The 21,094-nt window shown below is 50.0% G+C and carries 18 protein-coding genes; 1 reads left to right on the forward strand and 17 read right to left on the reverse strand.

From position 1 onward, the window contains the following. Positions 1-18 precede the first annotated feature (18 nt). The 4 genes from KQI_RS0107180 to KQI_RS0107195 form a co-directional block, all read right to left on the reverse strand. On the reverse strand, positions 19-1,908 hold the full coding sequence (locus KQI_RS0107180) for a beta-glucoside-specific PTS transporter subunit IIABC (RefSeq protein ID WP_010346078.1): 1,890 nt from the start codon (positions 1,906-1,908) through the stop codon (positions 19-21). 117 nt (positions 1,909-2,025) lie between these two features. Further along, a complete protein-coding gene (gene licT, locus KQI_RS0107185; protein WP_010346079.1) occupies positions 2,026-2,868 on the reverse strand; it encodes a BglG family transcription antiterminator LicT in 843 nt (280 codons plus the stop codon). A 259-nt stretch (positions 2,869-3,127) separates the two neighbouring features. Further along, positions 3,128-3,982: a DMT family transporter gene (locus KQI_RS0107190; RefSeq protein ID WP_010346080.1), complete on the reverse strand. Its 855-nt coding sequence runs from the start codon at positions 3,980-3,982 to the stop codon at positions 3,128-3,130. Between the two features lie 17 nt (positions 3,983-3,999). After that, entirely contained in the window at positions 4,000-5,463 is a 1,464-nt protein-coding gene (locus KQI_RS0107195) for a glycoside hydrolase family 1 protein (protein WP_010346081.1), read from the reverse strand. 155 nt (positions 5,464-5,618) lie between these two features. Here KQI_RS0107195 and KQI_RS0107200 point away from each other — a divergent pair, with 155 nt between their 5' ends. After that, complete coding sequence (locus tag KQI_RS0107200; RefSeq protein WP_010346082.1) at positions 5,619-6,596, forward strand: LacI family DNA-binding transcriptional regulator; 978 nt, start codon at positions 5,619-5,621, stop codon at positions 6,594-6,596. 13 nt (positions 6,597-6,609) lie between these two features. On the opposite strand, the gene KQI_RS0107205 is transcribed toward KQI_RS0107200, so the two are convergent. From KQI_RS0107205 to KQI_RS0107265, 13 genes are all read right to left on the reverse strand, one after another. Then, on the reverse strand, positions 6,610-7,365 hold the full coding sequence (locus tag KQI_RS0107205) for a LutC/YkgG family protein (protein ID WP_010346083.1): 756 nt from the start codon (positions 7,363-7,365) through the stop codon (positions 6,610-6,612). Further along, entirely contained in the window at positions 7,358-8,878 is a 1,521-nt protein-coding gene (locus KQI_RS0107210) for a LutB/LldF family L-lactate oxidation iron-sulfur protein (protein WP_010346084.1), read from the reverse strand. The genes KQI_RS0107205 and KQI_RS0107210 overlap by 8 nt, the downstream gene beginning before the upstream one ends. Further along, the gene (locus tag KQI_RS0107215; RefSeq protein ID WP_010346085.1) at positions 8,875-9,603 is read right to left on the reverse strand and encodes a (Fe-S)-binding protein; all 729 of its coding nucleotides are present in this window, start codon (positions 9,601-9,603) and stop codon (positions 8,875-8,877) included. Before KQI_RS0107215 ends, KQI_RS0107210 begins: the two co-directional genes overlap by 4 nt. Positions 9,604-10,208: 605 nt before the next feature. After that, entirely contained in the window at positions 10,209-10,967 is a 759-nt protein-coding gene (locus tag KQI_RS0107220) for a DeoR/GlpR family DNA-binding transcription regulator (RefSeq protein ID WP_010346086.1), read from the reverse strand. A 20-nt stretch (positions 10,968-10,987) separates the two neighbouring features. Further along, entirely contained in the window at positions 10,988-12,463 is a 1,476-nt protein-coding gene (gene rhaB, locus KQI_RS0107225) for a rhamnulokinase (protein ID WP_010346087.1), read from the reverse strand. Continuing rightward, positions 12,460-13,680, reverse strand: a complete 1,221-nt coding sequence (rhaI, locus tag KQI_RS0107230; RefSeq protein ID WP_010346088.1) for an L-rhamnose isomerase — start codon at positions 13,678-13,680, stop codon at positions 12,460-12,462. Before rhaI ends, rhaB begins: the two co-directional genes overlap by 4 nt. A 192-nt stretch (positions 13,681-13,872) precedes the next feature. Further along, positions 13,873-15,942, reverse strand: a complete 2,070-nt coding sequence (locus tag KQI_RS0107235) for a bifunctional rhamnulose-1-phosphate aldolase/short-chain dehydrogenase (protein ID WP_010346089.1) — start codon at positions 15,940-15,942, stop codon at positions 13,873-13,875. A 164-nt stretch (positions 15,943-16,106) separates the two neighbouring features. Further along, the gene (locus KQI_RS28755) at positions 16,107-16,253 is read right to left on the reverse strand and encodes a hypothetical protein (protein ID WP_010346090.1); all 147 of its coding nucleotides are present in this window, start codon (positions 16,251-16,253) and stop codon (positions 16,107-16,109) included. 126 nt (positions 16,254-16,379) lie between these two features. Further along, positions 16,380-17,012, reverse strand: a complete 633-nt coding sequence (locus KQI_RS0107245; protein ID WP_010346092.1) for an RraA family protein — start codon at positions 17,010-17,012, stop codon at positions 16,380-16,382. A gap of 34 nt (positions 17,013-17,046) precedes the next feature. After that, a complete protein-coding gene (locus KQI_RS0107250; RefSeq protein ID WP_010346093.1) occupies positions 17,047-17,928 on the reverse strand; it encodes an IucA/IucC family C-terminal-domain containing protein in 882 nt (293 codons plus the stop codon). Next, positions 17,900-18,715 (reverse strand): ABC transporter ATP-binding protein, encoded by an 816-nt coding sequence (locus KQI_RS0107255; RefSeq protein ID WP_010346094.1) that lies wholly within the window; start codon positions 18,713-18,715, stop codon positions 17,900-17,902. Before KQI_RS0107255 ends, KQI_RS0107250 begins: the two co-directional genes overlap by 29 nt. A 237-nt stretch (positions 18,716-18,952) precedes the next feature. Then, on the reverse strand, positions 18,953-20,044 hold the full coding sequence (locus tag KQI_RS0107260) for a FecCD family ABC transporter permease (RefSeq protein WP_010346096.1): 1,092 nt from the start codon (positions 20,042-20,044) through the stop codon (positions 18,953-18,955). Further along, entirely contained in the window at positions 20,041-21,045 is a 1,005-nt protein-coding gene (locus KQI_RS0107265; protein WP_029390058.1) for a FecCD family ABC transporter permease, read from the reverse strand. The genes KQI_RS0107260 and KQI_RS0107265 overlap by 4 nt, the downstream gene beginning before the upstream one ends. Positions 21,046-21,094: the final 49 nt, after the last annotated feature.

A 21,094-nucleotide genomic window follows, 5' to 3' on the forward strand; every position in this document is an offset into this window, starting at 1 on the left:
ACTCATTTCCTCCCTTATTTAATGTATTGTGAGCACAACACTTTGCAAATCTACGGATTTTTGCTGTGTCTGGGTAACCTTTTGGTAAGCAGTGCTGTTGGTAACAATGATCGGAGTGGTCAGGTCATAACCGGCGGCCTGAATTTTCGGAATATCAAATTCAAGCAGCAAATCGCCTCGTTCAATCCGTTGCCCTTGTGCTACATGCTTCGTGAAATAGTCGCCTTTCAACTTAACCGTATCCAGTCCCACATGAATTAACAACTCTAGCTGGTTGTCTGAGGTGATGGCTACCGCATGGCCGGTTCGGAATACGAGCGAGACAACGCCGGACACTGGTGAATATACCTTGCCTTCGCGTGGTAAAATGGCGATCCCTTGGCCCATCGCTTCCGTAGAAAATGCCGGATCATTCACTTGACTAAGCGGAACAATTTCGCCATTTATCGGTGCATAGACCTCTTCGCGGACCACGGTTTGTCCATGTTCAGTCTGTAAGGCAGGCTCGGAATGGTCTGAATCTATCTTTCCTGTCTCCGCATCCGTCACCCCGTCTCCTTCTTTAAAGCCCAGAATATAAGTTAATACGGTCGTAACCACAAATGAAACGATGATACTGATCAAATAAAAAGCAATGGTATTCGTAAAGAACGCTGGAATCGTTGTTATTGCCGGGAACACATAAGCAAGCACGGTCGCCTGGAAATGACCGGCGATGGCCCCTCCGACCATTCCCCCGATGACGGCAGCAATCATCGGTCTTTTCAGTTTCACGGACAGACCATAAACGATAGGTTCCGTGATACCTGCGAACAGGGACGGGAAAATCGATGACAGTGCGTAAGCTTTCAGCTTTTTGTCCTTGGCTTTCAGAAAGACCCCAAGAGCGACACCGGATTGGGCGAAGGTCGCGGAAGCCATCATAGGCCGGATCGTATCAAACCCTTTGAGCGAAAGATTGTTGATCATCGCAGGCGCGATCCCCCAGTGTAAACCAAACATCACCAGGAAGGTCCAGCCGCCTCCCAGGATCGCCCCGGTTAAGAGACCGCTTTGCGTACTCAAAAATTCAATACCATCAGCAATACCTTTACCGGTATACACTCCGAGCGGACCAATTACAATGGCGGTAAGCGGAACCATAATTAATAATGAAACGAGCGGGACCATAAATAGTTCAATGCTTTTCGGAACCACCCGTTTCAGGAATCGTTCCAGATACGAATACAGCCATATCGCTAAAATCGCAGGAATAATGGAAGTCGTGTAACTCATCAGGACAACGGGAATGTGGATAAAGGAAGCAATATCCCCCGTGTTCTCCATCAGCTTGGTGAAGTTAGGTTCCAGCAGAGCGGCCATAATGGCAGCAGATACGATCGGCTGGGTCTTGAACGTTCTAGAAGCTGAAAACGCTAACATCAGTGGCAGGAAGAAAAATACGCCATTGCCTGCGGCAGCAAGGATCGCATAGGTGCTGGAAGCACTGTCCAGCCACTCTAACTGCGTAAGAATAACCAGGATGGCTTTCAGCATCCCTGCACCAGCCAAAGCAGGTACAATCGGTTGGAAGATGGAGCTCATGACGGTAAAGGCACGACTGATGAAATTGCCTTCCTTTGCATCAGCCTCTTTCTTGTCGTCGCCACTTTTGACTTGAAGGTTAAAGTTCTTCGCAATCGTATCATAAACCTCGCTAACATGATTGCCGACCACCACCTGGTACTGCCCTCCGCTGTCAATCACGGAAATGACTCCGTCGGAATTTTCCAAAGCCTGTTTGTTGGCTTTTTGCTTGTCCTTGAGTGTAAATCTCAGACGGGTCATACAATGGTACAGATCACGGATGTTTTCTTCTCCGCCTACATTCGTTACAATGTATTTCGCTAATTCATCATGTTTGTTCATAAAGCCTGCCTCCAATGCTCTCTGGTTGATATAAAAAAACCTGAGTAATTTCTGATACCAAAATTGCATTTTAGTATCGAAATCACTCAGGTAATGCCCACGAATGGTAACACCCTGTTAGTTTTCTGTTCGGTTGACCAATCTGGAAATGTGGATCATCAGATACATCATTTCATCATTGGTTAATTTCTGCTCAAACTGCTTATTCACGTATACCCCTATTTTTTGTACGCATCTGTGCTCTTCCGGAAATTTAACTTTCAGGTCTTCGAACAAGTTCATGTACTGTGGGTCTGCCGACTCGTGGGCAAAAAGCCGCTGGGCAAAAAATTTAAGATGAGTTACAAATCGGTTGTAATTCCATGAATCTTCATCAAACTCGACATTAAAGTGGTATTTTACAATATCCATAATATCCTTGATGACTTTTGATGTTTTTAGCGTCAGGTCAAGCTTCTGGTTATCCAGGCGGGCGTTGACAAAATGCAGGGCAATAAAGCCGGCTTCATTTTCATCGAACGTGATATGGATCTTGTTACGAATCATCTCCAGCGCATGCTTCCCGATCGCGAACTCTTCGCGATAAAACCGCTTGATTTCCCATAGAAACCGGTTTTCAATCGGAGTTCCCCGCTCATGCCGTGCGATGGCAAATGAAATATGGTCAATCAAGGCCAGGTATATATAATCACTGATGTCACCGGCTAATCTCGGTCTGGCATACTTCACGATTTCATCTGCAATCTCAATACACTCCATCTTTGCATCTTTCAGCAAATCCACCAGCTTGGAGGATAAATCCTGAGTTTTGACGACAAACAGCTTGGTAATTTTCCGCTCATCGATGGTATCTCCCGGCTTCAGGTTGAATGCAATTCCATTCCCTGTCGCAATGACTTCTTGGGCGTTCTCATCCTCTGCTAATACGACATTGTTGTTAAGCGCTTTCTTCAAAATCATGCGACCACCTGCTTTTATTTACTGGAAGGCCATTTTTTAAAGAGACTCTGTTAAAAAATGTGAAAACACTAAAAAACCTGAACAGAATACCGCTTAATAGACGTTATCGCCCATCTACCGGAACTCCATTCAGGTTATGCCTAAAATAGTAACACCCTGAAAATGATAAAATTCATTTTTGTAATCGTTTTCTTGGCTTCATTATAATAGAGTTTCTTTTTTTCTGTCAACCCTTTATTAATAAAAGCCTTCTATCCGCTTACTGCGGCTTCGGAGCCCCTGAACGGTTCACAATCCAGATGCCTGCCAGTACTAAAAAAATGCCAAGCAAGGTAGCTGCTTTGAGTTCCTCGTGAAGAAAGATCCAGCCGGATACAACACCAATGATGGGAACCAGCAGAAGCGTAACAGAAGCTTTGCTTGCTTCCATTCTGGTGAGAATATGGGTCCACAGCAGGAATGCAAGTGCAGACGCCACAATGCCGGAAAATAAAATATAAAGGATCGACGCAGTGCTAAAGTGCAGCTCCCATCGTTCAAACAACAGGGAATACAGTAACAATCCGAGCGCACCGAACGCCATTTGCCAGGTCGTGAATTGAGTTTTATCGCAATGCTGGAGCTTGAGCTTGATAATCAGGTTCGAAAGTGCCCAAGCGACCGCTGAACTCACCCCAAGCAGCATAGCCCACAAATTGCCGCCCAAATGAATGTCCATAGCAAAGAATAGCCCCATGATCCCTGTAGCATTTCCAATCGTTTTGCGTGTATTCAGCCGCTCACCCGGAATCATAAAATGAGCCATAATGGATAAAAACAGCGGCATGCTGTACGTAAGCACAGAGGTTAAGCCAGCATTAATGTAGTTCAGGGATATCTGAATCGCAATATTAAAATAGGTAGTCTGGAGAATCCCGCAGAGGATAACCCATTTCATCGTGTGCCTGTCAGGGTTCGGAACCCGTTTCCACATGAGAATTCCGAACAGGAGCAGCGTCCCTGTGAGAAACCGGAAAGCCGCAAATTGCACGGGTTCAAAGGCTCCATTGCCCAATTTCATGATGACAAAATTAAAGCCCCAGATCAGGCATAAGAGCAGGCTCAAGCCTTTCATGCATCATACGCCTCCGTTTAGAGCACTTCTCCGCCCGATTCAATCACTTTTTTATACCAGTCAAAGCTTTTTTTCTTGTAACGGTTCAATGTTCCATTGCCCAGATCATCCTGATCGACGTAGACGAAGCCGTATCTCTTGGATGCCTGTGAAGTTGAAGCACTGATCATGTCGATCGGGCCCCAGGCGGTATAGCCGAACAGGTCCACTCCATCCTCAATGGCTTCCCTCATTTGCTCGATATGTTTTTTCAGATAGTCGATACGGTAATCATCGTTAATTGTGCCGTCAGGGTTCATTTGATCGGTCGCACCCACGCCGTTTTCCGCAATGAACAGTGGCTTCTGGTAGCGGTCGTACAGGTAATTCAGCGCATAACGCAATCCTTTAGGATCAATCTGCCAGCCCCATTCGGACTGCTCCAGGTAGGGATTTTTCACACCGCCAATCAAATTTCCGCTTGCTTTGGCATGCTGATCGGCAGTGGCGCTGGCATTGTTGGACATATAATAGCTCAGGGATATGAAGTCTACGAGGTTATCGCGCAAGATTTCATGGTCGCCGGGTTCTGTATGCAGGACAACGCCCTTTTCCTTGAACATGCGTGCCGTATAGGACGGATAATACCCTCTGGCTTGTACATCGCTGAAAAAGAACGACACTCGCTCTTCCTTTTGGCATTCAAGCACATCATCCGGATTGCAGGTATTCGGATAAAGCAGCAGATAGCTGATCATGCTCCCAATTTGGGAGTTTGGTATAATCTCATGGCAGGCTTTGACGGCCAGCGCACTGGCTAAAAACTGGTGATGGGCGGATTGATACTTGTCCTGCTCCAGGTTCGGATGATTCTCTTCAATGATCCCGGCGCTGACAAACGGATGGTGTTTGACACAGTTCATCTCGTTAAACGTAATCCAGTATTTCACTTTATCTTTGTAACGGGTAAACACCGTCTCGGCAAAACGGACGAAAAATTCAATCAGTTTGCGGTTTTTCCAGCCACCATATTCGGTCACAAGATACAAAGGCATATCGTAATGGGTAAGTGAGATGACGGGTTCAATGCCTTTGGCCAGCAGAGCATCAAATACCTTGTCATAGAATTGCAGCCCTTTCTCATTGGGCTCCATTTCGTCGCCATTCGGGAAAATGCGTGTCCAGGATATAGACGTACGGAAGCATTTAAAACCCATCTCAGCCATCAGCTGAATATCTTCTTCATAACGGTGGTAGAAATCATTTCCGCGGCGTTTGGGATAGTTTTGGGTACTGTTGGGGTCCAATGCTTCTTTGATCTGGGCATGGGTCATCATATGCCACTGATCCAGCCAGTGCTTTTTGTCGAGTGTCGGATCAAAGGTAAATACATCTGAGATGGAGAGTCCTCTCCCATCCACGTTGTAAGCACCTTCAATCTGCATGGCAGCAGCTGCCCCGCCCCACAGAAAGTCTTTGGGAAATCCTTTTGCCTGTTCCATGTCGTATTCCTCCAAGTAGGTTATAATTTGTTAAGAAGTATGGCGGAACCCGTGTGCCTCGAGTGCATCCCGGATTGCTGCATACGCTTTATGTTTTCATGCTACAATCTGGGATGCATTCCAGGTCAAGAACAAAATTTTTGGAGTTGAATGTCATGCACAATATAAAAAGAATTGCTGAAGTTGCGGGGGTATCGACAAGTACCGTGTCCCGGGTGCTCAATCATCATCCTTATGTCAGTGAAGCAACACGGACGAGGGTGATGGAAGTGATTCAGGAACTGGATTATATTCCGAATATTAACGCGGTGCAGTTGAAAGTAGGCCGTACCAAGGTGATCGGGATCATGACCCCAACAATTAATAATTATTACATGCAAATCATCAAGGGAGTATCCAATGCGGGTAAAGAGCAGGATTATCAGGTCCTGATCTACCAGACGGAGGAAAATCGGGATTTGGAAAGCGCGGCGTTAGAGCTTTTGAGGCAGAAAAAAGTGGACGGGATCGTCATTTTACGGCGTATGCTGGATTGGTCTGCTGTGAGGCATTATACCAAGTATGGGCCGATTGTTACCTGTGAGCCATTAAAAAATAAACAAATTTCATCCATTTATCTCGACCATTATGAAGGGTTTCGGATCGGATTAGAGCATTTGGCCGAGCTGGGATTTGAGAAAATCGCCTGCACCGTAGGCAGAAAAAACAGCGTCAACAGCCAAAGAAGGCTCCAGGCCTATTATGACCTGCTAGTAGCAAGGAAGTTGCCAGTGAATGAGGAATGGCTGCTCAGCGGGATCCATACGGTGCAGGACGGAATGCGGGCGTTCGCCAAGCTGGAGTCGTTAAAAGAACGTCCCCATGCCATCATGACCACCAACGATCTTGTGGCATGCGGTATAATCTCCGCCGCCCGCAGTAAGGGATGGAATATTCCCGGGGATTTGGCGGTGGTCGGTTTTGAAGCTGACGAAAGTCAGGTAGCCGACGCCATGGGACTGACCAATATTACAAATCCGTTGCAGCAAATCGGACAGGAAATGTTCCGTACGTTGTATCGACAGTTGAACGGCCAGCCTCTGGAGCCTGCCCTGCTCTCTTTTGAATTGAAGGTGCGCCAGTCTACCTGCTAACTCCACCTATAAATTAGCCAATCAACAACGTATAGACGATGCCGGGTCCATGCACACCGATGGTCAGATCATTTTCAATATCCGACGAACGGCTGGGTCCGGTGATAAAATGAATGCCTGCGGGCAATTGCTCGCGCCCAGCTTCGTCAAATCGGCTTAAAATCTCGCCCAGTCGCGTTCGCAAGCGCTCTACGGGCAGAAGAATGATCAGTACGGTCGGCAACAGGCTGACCGCACGGCCCTTCTCCGGCGAGGATAGCACCGCTACCGAGCCGGTGTAGGCGGCGGCCTCATCGGCCATGACGAGGCCGATATCCGCCTCCGCGGCGCGCGCCTTCCAGTCCTCGGCCGGATCTGTGTTCCACACCGACAGCCGGACGTCCGGCAGCGCCGCTTCCAGCTGGAGCGCATCCAGGTCCGGCTCATTCTGCCGGACTATATAGGCCGCTCCCAGCTCACGCGCCTTGCGCGCGATCCAGTCTGCCGATTGCTCCAGATTCGGCAGACGCACGACATGCCCGCCAACACTTGTAAAGTTGGCGGTGAACTCTTCGATGCGCTGCTCCGCGCTCCATTCGAATTCGTGCCAAAACGCAGGTGCGCCGCGGAACGGCTGCACTGGCGGCTGGGTCTGTCGCGGACGCTTGAGCCGCGACGCAATACCATCCATGAAGCGTGCCTGTTTGGCGCGCGATTCGGCTTCCCGTTGGCGTAGCCATGCTTCGTGGTCCGGCTTCGCCTGTGCAGAAGAATGTGGCTGTTCACTCATGCTGCATGCCTCCTTTAGGTCTGTCTGCCAAAATGGCCTCCATTCGGCTGCGAATATTCGCTTGCATCTCGCTGCGCTCCTGCTCCAGCTCACGTTCGAGTGTAGTCCATTGCTGGCGGAAGGACTTTTTGGCCAGCGACGGGGCCACACGGTACGTATTCCAGCCCTTTAGCGGACCAAGCTTAAGCGTAATTTCGCCGTTACGGACGACCACCTTCTGGCCAATCTGCCCCAGCCTTACCGCTGCTGCGAATCGCTTCGAGCTGGAAACCACTGTTGCAAACCCCTTCATCCCTGCCCTTTCCAGCTTATCTCCTTGTCCTGCCTCCACCTTGCGTCTTCGCAAATAAACAAGCATGTCATGCAACGGTATTTTGACCGGACAGGCCTCATAACACGCCCCACACAGGCTGGACGCGCTTGCAATATCATTCCACTCCTCAATGTTGCCATGCAGAGCAGGTGTAAGTACCGCACCGATAGGGCCGCTATATGTCCCGCCATACGCGTGTCCGCCAATGTGCCGATACACCGGACACGCATTCAGGCAAGCTCCGCAGCGAATGCAGTTCAGCAGTTCTTGAAACTCGGGATTGCCTAGCTGAAGCGAACGGCCGTTATCTACGATGATGATGTGCATTTCCTCCGGTCCATCGGCATCCTGGCTGCGCCGTGGGCCTGAAATACCTGACATGTACATGGTCAGCTTCTGTCCGGTAGCGGAGCGTGGCAGCAATGTAGCCATCACCTCCAAATCCGTCCAGGATGGAATAATCCGCTCCATGCCCATCAGCGTAATCTGTGTTTTGGGCAAGGTCGATACCATTCGCGCGTTGCCTTCATTTTCAAACAGGACCATGGAGCCTGTCTCGGCGATGGCAAAATTACACCCGGTCATGCCAATATCCGCTTCCAGAAACTTTTCACGCAGCTTTTTGCGGACAAAGCCCGCTAATACCGTCGTATCTGCAGACAGCTCCTCCCCTGCTTCTTTGGACAGCAGCTCGGCAATCTGATAGCGATTTTTGTGAATCGCAGGGATAACGATATGGGACGGGGCTTCCCCTGCCAGTTGAATAATATATTCACCGAGATCACTTTCAATCGTCTCAATGTCTGCCGCTTCCAGCGCCTGATTTAAATGCAGCTCCTCCGACACCATCGACTTCGATTTGACGACGGAGCGGGCCTGACTGTGTGCAGCAATATCCAGTGTAATTTGTACGGCATCGGCGGCTGTATCGGCAAAATGAATATGCACCCCGTTGGCCCGGGCATTTTCCACGAATAAATTTAAGTAATAATCCAGATGAGCGATCGTATGCAGTCGGATTTGACGACCCCGCTCACGCCATTCCTCCCAATGTCCATGCTGCGTCGAAGCCACCTGCTTGCCGTTACGCAGCCGCTCTGTTGTAAATCGAACCGCCTTGCGCAGAAAATCATCGTTGAGGGCCAGCTCTGCACGTTTTCGGACCTTTTGACTCATGGAATGCGAATGTACAGCGGTCATGCCTGCTTCACTCCTTCATACAGCAGCTCAGCCAGATGCATCACCCGCACCGGCTCTTTCCGATACCGAAGATTTCCGGCAATGTTCATTAAGCAGGCCATATCCAGTCCGACCAGCACCTCGGCTTCCGTCTCCCTGATATGATCCACCTTTTCCGTGACCATCGCTCCTGAAATATCCGGCATTTTCACCGCAAAAGTGCCCCCAAAGCCACAGCAATCCTCAGCAAAAGGGAGCGGCACCAATTGCAGGCCCTTCACACTGCCAAGCAGTTGCATTGGCTCCTCCTTTACGCCCAGCAAACGTGTGCCATGGCAAGACGGATGGTAGGTTACTGTATGCGGAAAAGACGCGCCCACATCGGTCACGCCAAGCACCTGTACCATAAATTGCGTAAATTCATACGTCTTTTGCTCCAGGCTCCGCGCCGAGTCCAGCCATTCGGGCTCATCCTTGAACAGCTCGGGGTAATGGTGAAGCATATATGTGCAGGAGCCGGAGGGAGCTACGACAAAATCGCTGTCATCAAATGCTTTCAAAATCGTTTTGGCTGCTGCTCGCGTTTCATCCCAATAGCCGCTGTTATAGGACGGCTGTCCGCAGCATGTCTGCACCTTTGGGAAATCCAGCTCGACACCATATCTGGCAAGCAAACGTGCCATCGCTTCCCCCACCTTGGGATAAATCGCATCACTCAGGCAGGTAATAAATAGCGATACCTTCATACGAAACACCCCTTCCGTGCTTGGAATAGCTATAATATAAACTGAGCTCAAAAGTTACCTGTTGCGCCACTACGCAGTCGGATGGTGCTTCCCATCGCCACCGCCCCCGGATTTTTTGAATAAAGCCTTTCATCAGAGTAGAAATCCGGGGAAGTGATGCTTCCGAAGTGAGCTTTCCTACGGAAAGCTTTGAAAGCGACCGCTTCGCTTGTACAGCACCATTCCGCCTACTCCGTTTTTATGTGAATTTTTTCGAGTTCAGCTTAAGCTTATATTAAAATAGTAAGCGTTTTCTAATTATTTTGATGTCAAACGATTTTCCTGTTGAGCATCTAGTTTGGTCTTCGAACATTAGGTTGAACCACCAGCTACTTTGTATTGGAATAATCCACTTATGGAGGATACTAGCGGAGCGGTTCATTTGAATCTGGAGAAGCGTCAGCGCTCGCCTAAAAGCTTTCCAAAGGAAAGCTCACAACGTAAGCATAAGCTTGCAGTGGGATTCTCACCTATACGTGTTTTACATCATCAAAGAATCCCACTGCAACAGCGATCGTAAGATCAAATGAAACGCGGAGCGGCCTCCACCCCGGAAACTGCACGCTTTACACAACTGTAACCGGAATTGACAGCTCCGCAAGTTGACTGCGAATCGGGTCTGATAACCGTGAATCTGTGATGATTTCGGACACTTGCGACAGGTTCACGACATGCGTAAACGCCTGTTGTCCAAATTTGCTCGCATCTGCCAGTAAAATCACACGGTCTGCGATACTGACCATTTTCTGCTTCAGACGAGCTTGCAGCTCATTTGATTCACTAATGCCGCGATCCAGATGAACCCCCTGGCTGGAAAAAAACAGTTTATCCACATAATAGGTTTCTAATGAACGCTCCGCGAGCGGGCCTACGAACGACAGTGAGCGTTGAAGCAGTTGCCCGCCTGTCGAAATAACCTCGATTTTTTCCTTACCCGCCAGCTCTGTAGCTACCCGAATCGAATTCGTTAATATGGTCAGCGGAATATCCGGCAGACTCGACGCCATATACCAGGCGGTCGTGCTGGCATCCAGCAAAATTCGATCATGCGGCTGAATCAGCTTGACCGCTTCCTCGGCAATCCGGCGTTTTTCCTCTGCGTTCATAATTTCCCGTACTGCATAGGGGGTTTCAGGTTGCTCGTTTTTGACGCTGACCGCTCCCCCATGCGAACGACGCAATCGCCCCGCCTGCTCCAGACGGTCCAGATCGCGGCGGATCGTTTCCTCCGTTACTTTGCACAGCTCGCTCAATTCCGACACCCGTATGCTTCCTTTTTCATTCACGAGCTGTACAATCATTTCATATCTTTCTGCGACCAGCATGGCAATCTCACTCCACATCTTTAATGTACAAAAAGTCTCGCCACCTGCCGGAATCGTCCGTAGGCATCCTCCCACGCCTCTGAATCGGCAGGCTCATAAACCTCTACGGCAATAGAATCCGCGATGACCCGGCGTGCTTCCCATATATCGGCGAACTTTCCCTGTGCTATCCATTGTACCGCAAGATTGCCGATTGCGCTTGCTTCTGCTGGTCCTGCCCACACGGGTTTTTGAATCGAATTGGCCGTCCACTGGCACAGCAGCCGATTTTGAATGCCGCCTCCCACCATATGGAGCCCGTTAAACTGCTGCCCTGACACACGCTCCGTCAGCTCCAAAACGTAACGGTACTTCAAGGCCAGACTTTCCAAAATGCAGCGTGTGATCTCCCCCGGCGTCTCCGGCAAGGACTGCCCGGTATTGCGGCAGTATTGGCGTATGCGTGTTTTCATATCCCCGGCATGCAGAAACAGTTCATCATCCGGGTCAATCAAACAAGTGAACGCAGGAGCCTGCTCTGCCATGTGAACCAATTCAGGAAAGGAATAGGAGCTTCCTTGCCGCTCCCACTCTCTGCGCGCCTCCTGTAAAATCCACAGTCCCATGATATTTTTTAGCAGCCTGTAGGTCCGACCCACACCGCCTTCGTTCGTAAAATTATATCGAAGCGTGTCCTCGTTGATTACAGGCTGTGTGGTTTCCGTTCCCATCAGGGACCATGTTCCACAGCTCAAGTACGCAAACGAGCGCTCCAGCGCAGGCACGGCAGCCACAGCTGATCCTGTGTCGTGCTCTGCTACTGCAATCACAGGAATCGCTCCAATACCCAGATCGGTCATGACCGATGAACGGATCGTACCTGCAACACTTCCCGGCTCCAGTACCTTTCCAAACCAGGAGCGGGGGATGCTAATCCCGGACAAAAGCTCTTCATCCCAGTCATGCTGCAACGGATGATATAATTGCGTGCTGGTCGCATTTGAAAACTCGTTGTACATTTCACCTGTCAGAAAATATCGCAGCAGATCAGGGATCATCAGGAAATGCTCTGCCTGCTCCAGCAAGGGTGATTTCATATTGCGCATAGCAGCCAATTGATAAATGGTGTTAAACGTCAAAAACTGAATGCCTGTGCGCTGAAAAATAAACTCTTTTCCCAGCCGTTCCTGTACTTTCTCCATCACCCCGTGGGTATGCCAATCGCGATAATGATATGGGTTGCCCAGCAATTCTCCGTTTCCTCCGATCAGTCCAAAATCGACTGCCCAGGAATCAATTGCCAGGCTGGACGGATTCACCCCCATATGCTTGGCTTTGAGCAATCCTTGCTGAACCTCGTGATACAGACGCAATATATCCCAGTGCAGGCGTTCGCCAACCTTGACCGGATCATTCGAAAAGCGATGGATTTCCTCCACCTCTATACGTGAATCTGTCAATCGTCCGAGCAGAACTCTGCCGCTGCTTGCCCCCAAATCATAAGCGAGGATGCTCACCAGCTTGCACCACCCTTGCCTCTTTGCAAAATCTGCTTGCCATAATCGGACGCCAGATAGGCTTTCATCGGATCAGCTGGTAAGCCTTGCTCTTCACGTACCGCCTTGAGCAACGGTGCCACATCGAACTCAAACGCCTGACGCACAGCATCCTCCGCACCCAGCACATCCTGGCGATTGGCCGCCTCTTCCACCTCTGCATGATTAATCAGCAAGGCCTTTGCATATTGAGTCTGTACATTCAGCACCGAGCGAATCATGGCCGGAATTTTGGACTCGATATTGTGCGACTGGTCGATCATATAAGCAATTTTATCCACGGTATGGCGAATATCTGCATCCACATCCTGAGCTGCGTTCAAAATTTGATAAAAGATTAAAAACAGCTCATACGGATTGGCGGAGCCCACGATCAGATCATCATCCGCATATTTATAGCTGTTAAAATGGAAACCGCCCAGCCGCTTCTCATCTATTAAGAACGCAACAATATGCTCCACATTGGCCCCCGGCAGGTGATGCCCTGTATCTACAAGCACCTGTGCCTGCGGCCCCAGCTTGGTGGCGTAGTTGTACGCCATGCCCCAATCGGCAATGTCCGTATGGTAAAAGGCTGGCTCGAACGCCTTGTATTCAATCAGCATGCGCATCTCAGGCGTGAGCGCCTTATACATTTCACCGAGTGCCTCCAGCATCCAGTTTTTTCGTTTGCGAATGTCCCCCTGACCGGGATAATTCGTTCCATCTGCGAACCATAGGCTAAGATCAGTGGAGCCCGTCTCCTTTGCAATATCCACACATTCCAGCAAATGGTTGGTGGCCTTGCGGCGGATTGCGGGGTCTACATTGGTGACGCTGCCTAACATGTAGTCCTCGTCTTGAAACAGATTGGGATTCACGGCCCCAATCCGCAGACCGAGATTTTCGGCATGACTGCGGAACTTGCCGTAATCGTCCACCTTATCCCACGGGATATGAATAGCGACCGATGGACATAAGCCCGTCACGGCGTGTACCTGCGCGGCATCCTCCAGCTTTTCAAACGGATCACGCGGTACACCCGTTTTCTGAAAAACTTTAAACCGCGTGCCTGAGTCGCCATAACCCCAGGATGGCGTTTCTATGCTAAGCGCTTTCAGCTTTGTCTTTACCTGCTCCAGGTCAATACCCCGTTGTTGTTGCTGTTCCTCGAATAAAGCGTAGGCTTTGTCGCTCATCGTGGTTCCTCCTTGGAAAATAAAGTGAGTTACGGGGGGAGGCCGCTTCGCGTGCGGATTGTTCTTCCGATCGCTGTTGCAAAGGCGAACGCTACGCTTCTTCAGAACAATTCCGCCCGCTCCGCTGCTGACCACCCATAAAGTCACTTGTATTTTAAAGTGTTAGTGTGTGTATTTACCTCTCTTGGCTTCCTAGCGTGTAAAGGCTGCGGGTACACCGCCGTCGATGGTCAGCATGCAGCCTGTCGTTTTTTCCGCCTTGGATGAGGCGAAAAAGGCTATGCCTTCCGCGATATCGTGCGGATAGATATTGACCAGCAGTGTCGTCCGCTTGCGGTAATGCTCCTCCAATTGATCTGGCTCAATACCATAGGCGGCGGCACGCTCATTGCGCCAGTTGGAGTTCCAGATCGCCGAGCCTTGCAGAATCGCATCCGGCAAAATCGTGTTTACACGGATGCCGTATTCGCCGCCTTCTGCGGCAATACAACGGGCCAGATGCGCCTCCAGCGCCTTGACCGAGCTGTAGGCCGTTACATTTTTACCTGCGTAGACCGAGTTTTTAGAGCCGACGAACACCATGCTGCCGCCAAGTGTCTGTTCCTTCATCAGCTTGAACGCTTCGCGCGCGACCAGAAAATAACCCGTGCCCAGCACGTTCACATTTAAATTCCATTCCTTTAGCGACGTTTCATCGAAGGGACTGGAGGTGGCGAGACCTGCATTGTTGACGATGATATCAACACCGCCATAGGTCAATGCCGTTTCTGCGTAGGCGGCCTGGATCTGATCCTCCTGCGTTACATCCATTTTTACGGCAATAGCACGGTTTTCTCCGTAGCTGCTATTGATCTCTGCGGCCACCTTTTGCGCACCTTCCAGATTCAGGTCTGCCAGTACGACATGCGCGCCTTCCTCCACCAAACGGCGTGCGGTTGCACTGCCAATTCCACCTGCTCCGCCCGTAATAAGTGCGATTTTACGTGAAAATTCAGCTTCTGCCGGCGCGAGTGACAGCTTATAAAGTTCCAGGGGCCAGTATTCTACGTTATACGATTCGTTTTCACTGAGCGACACAAACTGCCCCAACGCAGTTGCACCCCGCATAACAGCGATCGCACGATGATACAAGGCACCGCTCACCTGCGCATTGCTCCAGCTTTTTCCTGTATTGATCATCCCAACACCCGGAATCAAAATCACACGTGGCGCAGCCTCAAACCTCACGTCACCCTCATGACGATTGCGTTCAAAATAGGCTTGGTATTGCTCCTTGTAGGCTGCTATGGCCTCCGCAAGCTTGCTTTTCAAGCCCTCTGCATCTTCCACATCCGGCGTCCAATCCACAAAAAGCGGCTTCATCTTGGTATGAACCAGATGATCCGGACACGCTGCCCCGACCTGGGATAAAGCAGCAGCTTCCTGGCCGTTCACAAACTCCAGCACGTCCTCTGCATCGTCAAAGGTGAGGATCATCTTTCTCTCATCACTGACCGCCCCCCGGACGGCTGGCATGACCTGAGACGCAATGCTGCGGCGCTCCTCTGAAGTAAGCGCTTTATATTTTGCGCCGCCAAACGACTGTTTTGCCTCTTGACGTGCTTTAATATAGCTTTCTGCTTCCTGAATGATTTCGATCGTTTTCGCATACGCCGCTTCGGACGTATCTCCCCATGTCACCAGACCGTGCTTTTCCATCAATACCAATTCGGCTTGAGGATGATCCAGTACACCTTGAGCAATCATTTGGGACAGTTTAAAACCAGGTCGGATATAAGGCACCCATACAAAGCGGTCACCGAAAATTTCCTTTGCGATTTCCTTGCCGTTGTGCGCACAGCACAAGCTGATAATCGCGTCCGGGTGTGTATGATCCACATGTCTAAAAGGCAAAAAAGCATGCAATAGCGTCTCAATCGAGGCACGCGGATGCTTGGCATCTATCATACAATTCGCCAGATAAGCAACCATATCCTCGTCAGACATATCTTCCCGCTCAAACAAAGGACGGATATCCTCCATACGAAGCCCTGTAAAGTTATGCGCTTTCATTGTTGCGAGATCGGAACCGCTGCCCTTGACGTACATCACTTCCACTTCACGCCCGCGGAAATCCTGTATCGTTGTTTTGGCCGAAGTATTGCCACCCCCCCAGTTGCACACGCTTCTATCCGTACCAATAAGGTTAGAACGGTATACGAGCTGTTCCAGCGTATTTTTTTGCTCAGATGCTTGTGAAGAATTCCACAGACTTTGTACCATAGGAAAAAGACCTCCAAGTTCTGTTTAGTTTTGAATTGCTTTATTATAGTGTTTATTTTTGCTTACGGAGACTATAACACTTTTGTTTCAATTTGAAAATATGAAATACAAAAATAATCAAAAATAAATTTAATTTTTACTAACTGCAAAACGAATATATTAGCTTAAAATATAATAAGGCCGTGCCGGGTCAGGTCATAAGAACCTTTTCCAGTACAGCCTTGGGGCAGGTAAATCACTTCAATGTCCTCGTCTGGTCGATAAAACGCTTCGGGTATATCCTCTTTAACAAAGGCTCCACCACCGATCATAATAGGTCACCCCCTTCAAAGATCATGCTTCCCTCTCCAATGGTGTTTCTTTGAGATAAGCGAACACGAAGGTGTATTAGCGGGGCTGCGATACGGTGTTACATGAACACAGCAAGGGTAGAATGTTTACCTGTTCAGCCTGGCGTTCAAAAGCTGATCATATCCATACTGCTTGCGGGTAAGCTCCTCCTTACGCTGTTTTTCCATAGCTTTTACCCCCAGTTCCCATGCTTCCTCCGGCTTCACCACAAATACGCCATCGTCATCGCCCAATACGAGGTCACCCGGATGTACACTAACTCCAAACAGGCTTATCGGTGTATTCACCTCTCCCTCCAGTTCCAAGGTACGTGTAGTCAAAGCGCTAATTCCTTTTGAAAAGACGGGAAATTGCAGTTGATTCAGCACGCTAACATCCGTGACACAGCCGGAAACAATCACTCCTGCCAGTTGTTTTTTCAGCGCTACATAGGCTCTGAATTCCCCCCAGCACGCTCTGGCATCGTCTCCAGACATATCGACGACAAGCACATCACCCGCTTGTGCGAATTCCAGTGCATGACGGATAGCGGTGGAATCCAGATGGGGGAGCCTCACCGTAACCGCATTCCCCAACAAACGAATAGGACGAAATAATGGCTGCGCTCCCTGCATACAGCCAAAATCCGTAAAATGCCCTATCGTGGAAGCACTAATATGCTGATAAAGCTCCAGTAGCTCCTTCGTTACACCCTCAACACGAGGTTGAATCCGAAACATGCAAGTCAGCTCCTTTCGGGATCATAGTTCCTGCTTAGCTCGTACCATGTATTTTGGGACAGGTAGGGCAATAGCTGCCCTTGTCCTTCATCTGATAAAAATAACAGCAGGTTTTGCGCACACGTACTGCTTTCACCGTATCTATAGATGCGGTGGATGCTGAGGTTATTGGGGTACGCTGTGTACGAGCAGAGCCCGCATACCGAGCCAGCGGGTTGTGTCGTTCACCAAACAAATGAGCCGGTGCTTCACAGATCAAGTATTTAAAATCCTCTTCTATCCGCAGCCGATCCCCGCCATTCACCTCCTGCCGGATGCGGTTCTCATACAGCGCATAGACATAGATGGCGGTGTTTTCCCATAATACCGTTCTCGGAATGGAGGCAACAGCAGAAACCGAGCGCCATATCGGGGCCAAATGCTCTGCAAATACCTGCCCAATGACGTAATCACGCCAAGCATGACGCTGACGCTGATGCTGGGCTGTATCACCGTTGTCCCTGTCCCCATGTTCCGTTTCACCGCCGCCATATTCCACACCATATTCCGTAACCCGTAGTCTATTCAAATGCAGCCTTGGAAGCCATATATCTTTGACAAAATCAGAGCGGATCGCACAATCGGCCATCCCGACTCCCAGCGTCTTGTTATATACAGACATCGCATACAGAGCCGGGGATACGATCAAAAAACCGTATCGCTTCGCCAAAACAGAGGCCGCCACCTTACGTGAAGAAAAATCATGCAGTTCTGACAGGCGATCCAGATACATCGTACATGAAGAGGCATCCAGCAGATCTGCAGCGGGTAGATCGTATCGGCCGATGGGTGCTCGTACATCGCTGCTGATTCGCAGTTTGTCCGTGAGATACGACCACTCCGCAGGCTCAAACGAAAACGTTTTGCCGTACGGCATCCACCTTCCTCCCCTTTCCATGCGGAATAAACATTGGCGTACCGTATAACGGATCAGGAATGACTTGGCAGCGCAGCTGGAATACCGTTTCTACCGTCTCTGAGGTCATGATTTCTTCCGGCTTTCCCTGCGCATAAATACGCTTATCATGTACTGCAACCATATGGTGTGCATAACGACAGGCCAAATTCAGATCATGCAGCACCATAACAATGGTCCGTCCTTCGCGTTCATTCAGATCAAACAGCAGGTCCAAAATCTCAATTTGATGTGTCATGTCCAAATAAGTCGTCGGTTCATCCAATAAAATCATGTCCGTCCCCTGCGCCAAAGTCATGGAAATCCATACACGCTGACGCTGCCCACCGGATAAAGAATCCACCGGACGGTCCGCAAAGGCCTCCAATTGCGTTGCCCGCAGCGCGTTTTGCACCTGCTCCTCATCCTCTACCGACCACTGTTTGAGCCAGCTCTGATGCGGATATCTGCCCTGCTTGACCAACTGATATACCGTTAGCCCTTCCGGGGCCGAGGGTCCCTGCGGCAAAATGGACAGCCTTTTGGCAATCTGCTTGGTGGGGAGCTCAGCAATCTCCTGCCCATCCAGCAGCACCGCTCCCGCTGCAGGCTTTAACAGCCGTGCCATAGCACGTAAAATCGTCGATTTTCCACAGCCATTACTGCCTACCAGCACCGTAATCTTTCCCTCCGGGATTTGCAGGTCCAGCTCTTGAATAACCGGATCTGTCCCATAGTTAATCATCAGGTCCTTCATCTCTAAACCCATGCAGCTTCCCTCCCATATCGTGAAGTCATTCTATATAAACCGTGAATCTAAGCGTTACTTATTGAAGTGTTACCTATTGAAGTGTTACCTATTGCGTCACTACGCAGTCGAATGGTGCTTCGCTTGTACAGCACCATTCCGCCTACTCCGTTTTTGTGTACTTTTTACGAGTTCACTTGTATATTCCATTTCATTAGGATGCACCTAAAAGTGTTCAAAGGCATTCCAGCTCTGACTTTAGCGCCGATTCCGTCGCTGAAGCAGCAAATACAGAAAAAACGGTGCCCCTACGCCAGCTGTAAAAATGCCTGCGGGAACATCAATAGGATAAAAGGCCGTGCGGGCCAGCAAATCAGCGAGATACACCAGCAATCCCCCTACCAGTGCTGACACCAGCGTCAATCCGCCCATAGAGCGGCCTACCAATCGACGTGCAATATGTGGCGCAATTAGTCCGACAAAGCCAATCGCTCCCGCGACTGCTACCGCAGTTCCGGCGAGAATCACACTGAGCAGCAGCAGTATCACACGGTGCCGCTGCACCTCTACGCCCAGCCCAGTCGCTACATCATCCCCCAGCTCCTGTGTGTTGAGACTGCGTGCAAAATAGAGAACCAGAGGTGTACAGACTCCGATGGCGATCAACATCGTATATACGTTGTTCCACGACGCTCCATACACGCTGCCCGTCAGCCAAATATAAGCCTTGCCGGCTGTAAAGGACGAGCTCATAACCAACATCAGCGTCGTAATCGAACTCATAGCAGATGCCAAGCCAATCCCTACCAACACCAACCGGATTGGTGTTACGCCGTCCTTCCAGGCCAGCACGTACACCAGTAGCGATACGACCAGTGCGCCAGCTACAGCCGCCACAGGCAGCCATTGGAAGCTCAAAACAGCTCCTCCATAAGCAATGAATGTCACTGCTGCAGCAGATGCCCCGCCTGTAATACCCAGGATATCCGGAGATGCCAGCGGATTGCGAATAATGCCCTGAAGCACCGCTCCCGCGATACCCAAAGCCGCGCCAACCAGTACTCCCGTAACCGCTCGCGGGAACCGCAGTCTGTACAAAATAAAGTCATGTTCGCCTGAACTGCGTCCCCATATCGCTCGAAGCACTTCCCAAGGATGTACATACGTATCCCCCCAGCCCACACTGATTACACCCATGATCAGAAGCGCCAAGGCCAAACCACCCATCATCCATAACACTTTCTTTTCCAACTGGATATGAAATTGGCCGTTCCTGCTCCGCAGCGTTACATAACGCTTCTTGTTCAACCTACCTGTGCCGACACCATGCTTCACCTTCATACGCTTCATTTCCACGCCCCCCCTTTACGGGCAATGTAAATGAAAAAGGGAACCCCGATCAAAGCCGTAATCACGCCGATCGGAATTTCCTGCGGTGAAATCAGCACTCTGGCGGCAGTATCGGCCGACACCAATAACAAAGCACCCAATACCGCCGAAAAAGGGGTAATCCAGCGGTAATCCGCACCAACCAAAGCACGCGCCACATGCGGAATGATCAGACCGACAAAGCCAATCGCCCCCGCAATCGCAACAGAGCATCCAGCCAGCACCACAATAATGAGGCCCATGGCGCATTTTACCCATAAGGTATTTTGTCCCAAGCCCTTCGCTACATCTTCCCCGGTCACAAGTAGGTTCACCGCTCTACCCATAAACATTGCCGAGATCCCCGCCACCAGCATAAAAGGAAATAAAGGCTGCAGCATCTCCAGCGAACGTCCGCTGACAGAGCCAGCCATCCAGAACAACACATTTTGCATCCCCGTTTCATTCATCACCAAAATAATCTGGATCATCGACATAAACAAGGCGTGAATGGCAGAGCCGGACAATACAATCTTGATCGGCGTCAAACCATCCCGGCCTAATGATCCGATGACATATACCAGCACAGCCGCCAGTCCTGCTCCGATCAAGGCAAAGCCCATCAGAGACATCATAGACCCGACCGCAAACACGACCGCAGCGATAGAGACGAAGAACAAAGCACCCGCATTAATACCGAACGTGCTGGGCGAAGCCAACGGATTGCGAGTCAGCGCCTGCATGAAGGCTCCTGCCATCGCCAAGCCCGCGCCTACAACAGCAGCAATGATTGTGCGTGGCAAACGTTCGGTATGTATCAGCACATGCTCTACATTTTGAGCATCATAATTCAGCAGAGAAGATATCATAAATTGCGGTGGAATCAGCGTTCTGCCCAACAGCAGTCCAAGGAACAAGGCGCCCGCGAGCAGCATCAGGCATACACCAAGTCCAGTCCATTTTCTTACTATCGTCGTTAGCATCGTTGCATATCCTCACTCTTTCAGCAGCAATGTACAACACAAAAGAAGG

Origin of the sequence: Paenibacillus peoriae KCTC 3763 (assembly GCF_000236805.1) — a bacterium.
Classification (GTDB): Bacteria; Bacillota; Bacilli; order Paenibacillales; family Paenibacillaceae; genus Paenibacillus; species Paenibacillus peoriae.